This window comes from Pseudomonas sp. GW821-FHT04D07, assembly GCF_059420225.1.
In genome coordinates this window covers 267281-273545 of record NZ_JBWKTH010000007.1, presented here as the reverse complement: position 1 = coordinate 273545, position 6265 = coordinate 267281, and the positions used below count along the sequence as shown (strand labels likewise).

Genomic DNA, 6265 nt, shown 5'->3' with positions numbered 1-6265 from the left:
GACTGCGCCGGAAGTGGGGCGAATTATAGAGCCACAGGATTTCCCGTCAACGCTTATTTTCACTTTTCTGTCATAAGCGTCACAAACAGCGTGGAGACCCCAGGTTTTGCGGCGCCCGGACTGGCCTCTTCGCGGGCAAGCTCCGCTCCCACAAGGACCTCGTTACACCGCAAACTCTCGGTCAGACCCGGACACTGTGGGAGCGGAGCTTGCCCGCGAAGCTTTTAGCGGCCTCAAGGACGCCATCGCCGGCAAGCCGGACTCCTACAAGATCCGAGGCTGACCGAGAGCCTGCAGTGCGACTCGGTCCTGTGGGAGCGGAGCTTGCCCGCGAAGCTTTTAGCGACCTCAAGGACGCCATCGCCGGCAAGCCGGCCCCCTACAAGATCCGAGGCTGACCGAGAGCCTGCAGTGTGACTCGGTCCTGTGGGAGCGGAGCTTGCCCGCGAAGCTTTTAGCGGCCTCAAGGACGCCATCGCCAGCAAGCCGGCTCCTTACAAGGACCGCGTTGTTGTGGGGAGCGGCTTCTTGGCCACAAGACGGGGAATTCGGCGCGTCACTACAGGGATGCGCAACACTATAAGCAGCGCCCCTATAGAGGCATACACCGTCCACTCCTTCAGGTCGGCCCGCACGATCCACAACATATGCAGCAACCCCAACCCGAGGATCACGTAAACCAGGCGGTGCAACTTCTTCCAACCCTTACCCAGGCGACGCTGGCTGTAACGGTTCGAGGTCACGGAAAGCGCCAGCAGACAGAGGAAACCCAGCGCACCGACAATGATGTAAGGCCGCTTGCGCAACTCGACAACCAATTGCGACCAGTCCAACCCGAGCACAAACACCAGGTAAGCCGCCAAATGCAGCACCACGTAGGCAAAACACCACAAGCCCAATTGCCGGCGCACCGCAATCCAGCCTGGCCAGCCACTGAGTTTCTGCAACGGCGTCATGCTCAAGGTCACCAACAACAGAATCAGCGTACCCAAGCCCAGCCGATCAACCATGACCTTTCCCGGATCCGGCCCCAAGGCCAGGTTCCAGGCCTGATACAACCAGAGCAACGGCCAGATCCCCGCCGCAATAAAGACCCCCACACGCCAGAACGGATAGCGCATCAGTAGTTCTTCCGCAGATCCAGGCCACTATATAAAGAGGCAACCTCATCCGAGTAGCCGTTGAACATCTGCGTCTCGCGCACATTGGGGCTGAGCAGCCCACTGGGCAAACGCCGCTCCCGAGCCTGGGTCCAGCGCGGATGGTCGACGCCAGGGTTCACATTGGCATAGAAACCATACTCATCCGAAGCGATGCTTTGCCAGGTGGTCTTGGGCTGCTCTTCCACCAAGCTGATGCGGACAATGGATTTCACGCTCTTGAACCCGTACTTCCATGGCACCACCAGACGCAACGGCGCGCCGTTCTGATTCAGCAGCTCCCGCCCATACATGCCCACGGCCAGAATCGCCAAGGGGTTCATCGCCTCGTCCAGCCGCAAGCCTTCTACATAAGGCCAGTCGATCAGGGCGAAACCGGAACGCTGGCCCGGCATGCTCTTGGGGTCCTGCAAGGTTTCGAAACGAATGTACTTGGCCTTCGAGGTCGGCTCGACCTGCTTGAGCAACGCCGAGATGGGAAAGCCAATCCAGGGAATCACCATCGACCAGGCCTCGACACAGCGCAGGCGATAGATGCGCTCCTCCAACTGGTAAGGCTTCATGAAGTCTTCCAGGGCATAACGCCCCGGTTTGCCGACCTCACCGTCCACCACCACCGACCAGGGTTCGGTTTTCAGGGAACCGGCGTTCTGTGCCGGATCACCCTTGTCGGTACCGAACTCATAGAAGTTGTTGTAGTGGGTCGCGTCCTTGTAGGGGGTAATCGCCTCTCCCTTGACCGTCACCGCGCCCCATCGGGTCTCGGGTAGTTTCCCGCTAAACCAGGACGGCGCATTCCCCGCATCCACATCGGCATAACGCGCCGCCTCGGCGGCACTGGCCCAGCGCGGCAGACTGCCGATCGCCAGCCCGGCGACCGAAGCACCGAGTAATGCACGACGGGAGAGATAGAGAGATTCGGGCGTGACGTCCGAGTCTTGGCAATCGGATCGCTTGGGAAGCTTGATAAGCATGGCAACTCCGTAGCATTGGAGGACTGATGGACCAATAGACTACGGAGTCTGCGGGAAATTACATCACTCGCCGGCTTTGTGCCGACGAAGATGCAACAGGTACTGGATAGGACCCGAGGCCGCATAGGCGAGGAAAATCAGCAGCAGGATGCGCGGCGGATCGCTGAATACCACGGCGAACACCAGCACCACCGCAAGGATCGCGACAAACGGCACGCGCCCCTTGAGATCCAGCTCCTTGAAGCTGTTGTACTTGATGTTGCTGACCATCAGCATCCCGGCCGCCGCCACCAACAAGGCCACCAGGAACGACATCTTCGATCCCTGGATGCCGTAGTCGCTGAACGCCCACACCGTACCGGCCACCACGCCAGCCGCCGCCGGACTGGCCAGGCCGATGAAGTAGCGTTTGTCGGCGGTGCCGACCTGGGTATTGAAACGCGCCAGACGCAACGCCGCACCGGCCACATAGAGGAAGGCGACCATCCAACCGACCTTGCCCATATCCCCCAGCGCCCAACCGAATGCCAGCAGTGCCGGGGCGACACCGAAGGCAACCATATCGGACAACGAGTCATACTCGGCGCCGAAGGCACTCTGGGTATTGGTCATGCGCGCCACGCGACCGTCCAGGCCATCGAGCACCATGGCGACGAAGATCGCGATGGCGGAAAAAGCGAAATACTTGCTCGCCCCCGCCGGGTCCCCGGCACTCGCGGCACTCTGCGCACTCATCGCACTGATGATGGCGTAGAAACCGGCAAACAGGTTCGCGGTGGTGAACAGGTTCGGCAACAGATAGATACCGCGATGGCGGACTTTCTGGCCGTTGGCGTCATGCCCTTCCTCGACATGTTCGTCGATGGGCAGCAGGCTTTCGGCGTCGGAGCCCTGACCAGGCTCTTCGGGACGTTCAGTCATGACATTACCTTGTAGCTAAATGAATGGTTTCAACAGCACTCGGCGACCGCTCTAGGACCGCAAAACGATCCCGCTTTATACCAGAAGCGCCCCGGCCTGCGGAAAAACCCGGGCCAGACAGGTCGATCAGCCCAGGACAACGTGGGGCAGGAATCGACTGCTGTCCTTGGTAATCAGACTGTCGTCTTCACGAATACCGATCCCGGCCGCCACATCCCCCACCACCCATGAACCGATCACGGTGTAGCTGTCGTCGAACTTCGGCAGCGGGGAGAACGCTTGCAGGATATAGGGCGCATCGGTGTAAGGCCCATCCTCGGCCACCACCTGGTCGTCACCGGTACGGATCTCGATGTTCGCGCCCTCACGGGAAAAGAACGGTTTGCGCACCCAGCCCTTGGGCACGGGGCGCTGTGGATTCTGGTCGACATAGGCGGGAAGCAGGTTGGGATGTCCTTCGTGGAATTTCCACAGTAGCGGCAATATACCTTTGTTACTGACAATGGCTTTCCAGGCGGGTTCGATAAACTGGGTATCACAGCCTGGCACCGCCTGGCCGAACGCCTCGTGGAAGATATGCTCCCAGGCATGCAGCTTGAACAACCGCTCGATCCAGCGCCCGTGCAGATCGACAAAGCGGCCCTGGGTGGTGAGGCCGATATCCTCGATGTCAATATGCCGCGCCTCGATCCCCGCATGCGCGGCCATCCTGCGCAGGAAGTCCGTGGTCCCGCGATCCTCCTGCGAACCGGACATGGCCGAAAAGTAGAACGCCCCTCCGGCGGGAAAGGCCGCGAAGGCCCTGACCAGATCCTCGGCAATCGTGTTGAACTGAGTGGCGCGCGCCGGCAACACGCCCCGAGCGATCTGCTCCTCAAGCCAGAGCAACTGCACGGAGCCGGCTTCAAGCAGACTGGTGGGCGTGTCGTAATTGGCTTCCAGGCACTTGGCCGGACCGCTGCCGTCGTACGCCAGGTCGAAGCGACCATACAAATGCGGATGCCCCTGCTTCCAGGAGTCGCGAACCAGATCGAAAAACGCCGGCGGTATGGCCAGGCCCATCAACAGCTTCTCGCTGTCGACGACACGCTCGACCACATCCAGGCACAGGTCGTGAAGCGCCTTGGTCGGCGCTTCCAGGTCCCGGGTGATCTGCTCTTCGGTAAACAGGTAATAACCGCGCTCATCCCAATAGCGCTCGCCACCGATGGTGTGGAAAGCAAAACCTTCGTGCTCGACGCTGTCACGCCAGTATGGGCGCTCTTCGATACCGATCTTTTTCACCCTGGTCGCTCCCCTCAACCACCGGAACTGAAGATGCCGCTGCTTTTGCCGCCCCAGCCACTGCGCGCGGTAGCCTGGCTGCCGAAACCGCCACGCGAGACCGTCGAGGAAACCGAGCCGGAACCGCTGCCCAGGCTCTTGCCGAGGGTCGCCGGGGTGTAGGTGTTGGTGGAGCTGCTGCGGGCCTGGGTCGAACGGCTGAACGACTTGCCCTGCTCGATCTGCTGCGACAGCGTCGAACTGCTATAGCTACCGCGATTGTCGCGACTGTCGTAGATCGGCTGGGAATAGTAACGCCCGCCACCCCCGCTGTTGCTGAGCAGATTGCCAAGCAACAACCCGGTCAGCAGACCGCCATTCCCACCGCCACCACCATTGCCCGACTGTGCGGCCGCTTGTTGCTGGGCTTGTTCAAGATCCTTGCGCGGCACATCGCCGGACATCGCCAGCTCGAAGCCGCCCATCTTCGGCATGTACTTGCCGTCCGGGGTGACCTGGCAATAGCCGGGGACGAAGTCGCTGTCGCAGGACGCCTGGTCGTCATAGGTCGGCGCGATACGCCGGTGATCGGCCAGCGCCTGCATGAAGGCATCGGAGCAGACCTCCACCGGGACCTTCGCCGCCACACACTCCTCGACTGACTTGAAGTTGCTCTTCGAGTTGACGGCAACGGTGTCCTGGGACGCACCACAGGCGGAAAGCGCCAAAGGCAGGGTGCCAGCCAGCAACAGTTTTACGGAGCTACGGGTTCTCATCGAATGATCCTTATCCTTGCCCTGGGCTCAGGTCGACGGCGTCATGCAGGCCGAATTCAGCAGCCCGACACTGATGGCCACCGAGGCCAAGTAGATCGCCGCCGCCAGCTCGCCGCGCACGATACGCGCGGACAGCCCCTTGAGCACCAGGCTGGTCACGGCAAACGCCAGCAACTGCACCACAGCCGCGATCAGCACCCAGACGATGACGTCGACGACACTGATGCTGTTGGCGATGATATTGCTGGCCGGCAGGGCAAAACCCACCATGGAACCGCCCAGCGCAATCGCCGCGGCGGTATTGCCCTCGCGGATCAGGGCAAATTCCTTGTGGGGCGTCAGGCAGGTGTAGATGAACTGGAACAACACGAACAGAACAGCCGCCACCGCCATATAGACGATGAAGCCGAATACCGCGGTGGCGTTGAGCGACATGCGCAGCGCTTCGAGCATGATGATTTCCTTGTCAGAGAACTTCGATATCGGTGATTTGCAGCGTCACGCCAACAGCGCTGGACAGGGTGATCACCCCCTCCTCGTCTTCCTCGACCGAGAAGAGCAGGAACTCCCGACGGTTGAGCAGACCGGTCTCGCGCGCATAGAGCATGCTCAGGTGCTTGATCGAGTAGGCACCGTCCGGGCTCTTGACGAACTCCTGCATCGGCGTGAGTTCGGTCTGCCCGTCTTCGCTCCCCCATTGCCGGGCATACTCCTCGCCCTCGAGCTCGTAGAGCGGCATGCCGATTTTCGCATTGGGGCCGGTCAGTTGCAGCAACTGTTCCTTGCTGTTGATCGGGGTGACGTCGTGGTAGCCGAACAGGATCAGGTCCTGAATGTCCTCGGCCGCGGGGCCGTCCATGACCACTTGCAGGAAGTAATCCTCGTTATCGAGGTAAAACCGCTGCAAACGCATCGACTGCCCGAGATCGATATCACCCACTGCCCAGACTTTCTCGTCATCAGGCACCACCACATGGGACTGCCCCTCGAGCAACAGCTTCAAGGAGCGATCCAGGCACAGCATCCGCCCCGAGGCCAGCCCCAGGGGGCTACCCGGCGCAAGCGAAGTCGCGCCCGCCGCAGGCGTCGGCGCCTCGAAGCCCATGACGCGCTTGATCCAACTCATCGTGTCTCTCCTTCCTGTCGCGACAACGCGCTACCCTGCCCGTTT

7 protein-coding genes are annotated in these 6265 nt (G+C 61.1%); all 7 read right to left on the bottom strand.

All coding sequences use genetic code 11. The annotated features are described in order from the left end of the window. Positions 1-494: 494 nt before the first annotated feature. Positions 495-1121 (bottom strand): protein-methionine-sulfoxide reductase heme-binding subunit MsrQ, encoded by a 627-nt coding sequence (gene msrQ / locus AC07T0_RS12370; RefSeq protein WP_495001434.1) that lies wholly within the window; start codon positions 1119-1121, stop codon positions 495-497. Continuing rightward, positions 1121-2134 carry a protein-methionine-sulfoxide reductase catalytic subunit MsrP gene (msrP, locus tag AC07T0_RS12365; protein WP_495001433.1) on the bottom strand — a complete coding sequence of 338 codons (1014 nt, stop codon included), beginning with the start codon at positions 2132-2134 and terminating at the stop codon, positions 1121-1123. Before msrP ends, msrQ begins: the two co-directional genes overlap by 1 nt. Before the next feature lie 63 nt (positions 2135-2197). Beyond that, positions 2198-3055 (bottom strand): CDP-diacylglycerol--serine O-phosphatidyltransferase, encoded by an 858-nt coding sequence (gene pssA / locus AC07T0_RS12360; RefSeq protein ID WP_495001432.1) that lies wholly within the window; start codon positions 3053-3055, stop codon positions 2198-2200. Between the two features lie 126 nt (positions 3056-3181). Then, complete coding sequence (locus AC07T0_RS12355) at positions 3182-4339, bottom strand: glutathionylspermidine synthase family protein (protein WP_495001431.1); 1158 nt, start codon at positions 4337-4339, stop codon at positions 3182-3184. Positions 4340-4353: 14 nt separating this feature from the next. Next, the gene (locus tag AC07T0_RS12350; protein ID WP_495001430.1) at positions 4354-5094 is read right to left on the bottom strand and encodes a DUF1190 domain-containing protein; all 741 of its coding nucleotides are present in this window, start codon (positions 5092-5094) and stop codon (positions 4354-4356) included. A gap of 27 nt (positions 5095-5121) precedes the next feature. Next, positions 5122-5547: a DUF350 domain-containing protein gene (locus AC07T0_RS12345; RefSeq protein ID WP_495001429.1), complete on the bottom strand. Its 426-nt coding sequence runs from the start codon at positions 5545-5547 to the stop codon at positions 5122-5124. A 13-nt stretch (positions 5548-5560) separates the two neighbouring features. Then, the gene (locus AC07T0_RS12340) at positions 5561-6220 is read right to left on the bottom strand and encodes a DUF2491 family protein (protein ID WP_495001428.1); all 660 of its coding nucleotides are present in this window, start codon (positions 6218-6220) and stop codon (positions 5561-5563) included. Positions 6221-6265: the final 45 nt, after the last annotated feature.